The organism is Bacteroidales bacterium, assembly GCA_023229505.1.
GTDB lineage: Bacteria > Bacteroidota > Bacteroidia > Bacteroidales > JAGOPY01 > JAGOPY01.
Genome location: JALNZD010000098.1, coordinates 1 through 3,407, shown reverse-complemented (window position 1 = coordinate 3,407; position 3,407 = coordinate 1). Strand labels below are relative to the sequence as shown.

Here is a 3,407-nt window from a genome sequence, read left to right as displayed (position 1 = left end):
AGCTTTTAACCCCAAGGCCTTGGATGATTATCAACAAAAATATAAAGAAAAGAAAATCAATCAACTAAAGAAGAGAATCGCTCAACTTGAAGCTGCTTGAAAAAAGAAGTTATATAAGAGGTGGTCAGTAGGTGGTCAGTAGGTGGTCAGTAGGTAGTCAAGAAATTGTCATTAAGTTGTCATTAGCTGGTCGCCTTTCCTATTTGTCGTTACAATTTTTTAAGCAATTGATCGTTAGATAGGTAGCCAAAACCAAAATGAATCTTCTATCTTTACTAAGGTTTCTCTTTATTGTTAATTCGATGTATTCAAAGAGATACCATATTCTCAATTAATTATTTCTTTATCTGAAACGGTTTTTGGTATTATTTAAATCTCAGGAAAATATTCGGAAACTTTAAATACATGTTTTTTAAACTTATTTTCCGGATCTGGAAAAAAAATACGACCTCCTTCGTTTTGAGGCTGTTGGGTCTAACGCTTTCCCTATCTTTCATAATGGTGCTACTTGTATTCATATTGCATGAATACAGTTATGACAAGAATATTAAAAACAAGGAGAAAATATACAGGGTATTGGAATTTCATAGTTCAGATTCCAGAATGAATGCTATAACTCCTTACCTTCCCAGATTATTGATTATTAATAGCATACCTGAAATTAATGATGTTTTCAGGTGTCATTATTTACGTGATGTCTTCATTAAAAATGGAGAGAATTATATTCCGGAGAACAGGTTTATTTGCGGAGATTTTGAAATATTTAAAAACCTTGATATCCCATTGTTGTCCGGTAATTTTTCTCAGCATGATTATGTCCATTTCATTGCAATATCACGAAAAACTTCGGAGAAATACTTTCCGGACGGGAATGCTGTCGGTAACCTGCTTGCGCTTAATCAATCCGGCAAGGAACTGTCGGCAATGGTAACTGCGGTATTTGAAAATATTCCGGAAAATTCAACTTTTCAGACCGATATCATAGGTAATTTTCAAATTCAGCTTGATTTTATCAGTGAAGGCTTAAATGAAGAATTTTTTGAAAATCCATCTAATAATTATAGTGGATTCACTTCATATATTGTTTTAAATAAAAATAGTGATCCAAAGATTGTTGAAGAAAAATTAAGCCGGATCATATTCCCTCCGGAAAAAAATTCAGGTTTAGCAATTCGAATACAACCTCTTAAGGACATTTATTTAGGTTCAGAGGAAATTGCCAATAGTTTTCTACCTGCCGGCAGTTCTGTAAATATCAGGCTATTCATACTCATATGTATAATTATTATCCTGATTGCCTCCTCAAATTTTGCAATTATCTCCGCGGTAAACCATTATCATCGAAATCATGAATATTTTATCAGGGTGACTCATGGTGCCTCAAGGTTTAACATTAAAGCCCGAGTCGTTGGAGAGATCTTCCTGATCATGCTGATATCCATGATATTATCAATAGTTCTTTCAACATATTTGAAATCTGCTATCGGTGACATTTTTGGAAAACAAATGAACCTGGATAAGCCGTCATTCATAAATCTCATTGGTTTTATGGCTGCCATTATTGCCTTTATAGGATTTATTACGGTTGCAATAACCAGTGTTTTCATATTCGGGGGAATACCGGGGAGTCTCTTCCAAAAAGATATGTCTGCCCTCTTCCCCTTCCTAAAATGGAATAAACTCCTGATTTTATTTCAGATAGCAATTTTCAGTATACTAATTGTAATATCATTCATACTGCTCAATCAGTGGAATTTCCTTAAAAGTAAAGATGCTTTGGGCTTTAATCCGGATAAATTACTCGTGTTAGAATTACCAGAAGAATTGACAAGCAATTGTGATGCACTTATCCATGAACTCTCACTTAATCCACAAATCCTCAATATTTCGGAAACGATTAGCATTCCTTTAATTGGCCCTATTAGTCAATCCATGATATTCAATAATGAAGATTACGCTAACCCAATCTATATAGAAATGCTTTCTGTTGGTAAAGATTATTTTCAAACATTAGGCCTTACAATTGTTGAAGGTAGAAGCTTTAATTCATCGGTGAAATATGACCAGGAAAATTCGATCATGATTAATGAAGCTGCGGTCAAATTTCTTCAACTAAATGAACCGATTGGGAAAAAAGTAGACTTTAGAGAAGTGGTCGGTGTTGTGAAAGACTTTCCTTATAAGTCATTGTATGAAAAAATATCTCCTATGATTATATTGCCCCTAAACGATTTAAGGATTTATCTTATAATTAGATACCAGGGAGATCAGGCTTCAATTTCAGATTATATTGAAAAAAAGCAAAAAGAATTGGTTCCTGTTGCAAACTTTAGATTAGATGAATTCATTAAAGCTATCGATGAGACTTATGCGCATGAAAAGAAGCTTAAATCGATATTCGCCTTATTCACCGTCATCGCGGTAATTTTAGGGATATTCGGAATTATCAGTTTGTTGATATTCACTCTTCAAAAGCGAAGCAAAGAGATCACGATCAGAATAATACACGGTGCATCCTATTATAATATCGTTTCGCTAATTTCCAGGGAATTTCTTATCCCTGTAATTATTTCCAATATCATCACCTATCCCTTTATCTGGTATTTTGCCAATAATTGGATAAATAATTTCACAAACCATATAAAGATCAACGTCTTATACTTCCTCTTAGGAACATGTTCAACCATTTTCCTGGCGCTTGTTATCATCTTATTAATTGTTTTGAAACATATCCGGGAGAATCCGGTCAAGAATTTTAACAGGTGATTGGATTGTTATAGTGGTCATAAAGTGGTCATTCGGTAGGTGGGTATAGGTTACTGAAAAATTTTCTTTCTTATCACCGGGTATATTTTGGGAATTTTCGGATAAACTAAATAAATCAAATATGTTTAGTTTAAAAATCCGAAATTATGGAACTTGAAAAACTTGAGGTTTATCAAATCTCAATGGCTTTATCCGAGAGAATCTGGGAAATAGTGAAACCATGGTCATTTTTTGAAAAGGATACCATTGGAAAACAATTGGTAAGGGCTGCGGATTCTGTATCTGCCAATATCAGCGAGGGTTATGGCAGATTTCATTTTAATGATTCAAAGAATTTCCTGTTTTTTGCACGTGGCTCTCTATATGAAACAAAGACCTGGCTGAAAAAAGCCAGAACAAGGAAACTGATAAATCAGGAAGATTATAACGATTTAGAACAGCAAAGCATCAGGCTTGCAATTAAACTGAATAATTTCATTAAGGTGATAGGTAAAAAAGGAGGTACAAGTATTTAACTACCTCTTATATAACTTCTTTTTTCAAGCAGCTTCAAGTTGAGCGATTCTCTTCTTTAGTTGATTGATTTTCTTTTCTTTATATTTTTGTTGATAATCATCCAAGGCCTTGGGGTTAAAAGCTTC

2 protein-coding genes are annotated in these 3,407 nt (G+C 33.8%); both read left to right on the top strand.

The window, feature by feature from the left end; translation table 11 throughout:
* Positions 1–498 precede the first annotated feature (498 nt).
* Positions 499–2,766 carry a hypothetical protein gene (locus M0Q51_17285; protein ID MCK9401723.1) on the top strand — a complete coding sequence of 756 codons (2,268 nt, stop codon included), beginning with the start codon at positions 499–501 and terminating at the stop codon, positions 2,764–2,766.
* Positions 2,767–2,912: 146 nt separating this feature from the next.
* Positions 2,913–3,281: a four helix bundle protein gene (locus tag M0Q51_17280; protein MCK9401722.1), complete on the top strand. Its 369-nt coding sequence runs from the start codon at positions 2,913–2,915 to the stop codon at positions 3,279–3,281.
* Positions 3,282–3,407: the final 126 nt, after the last annotated feature.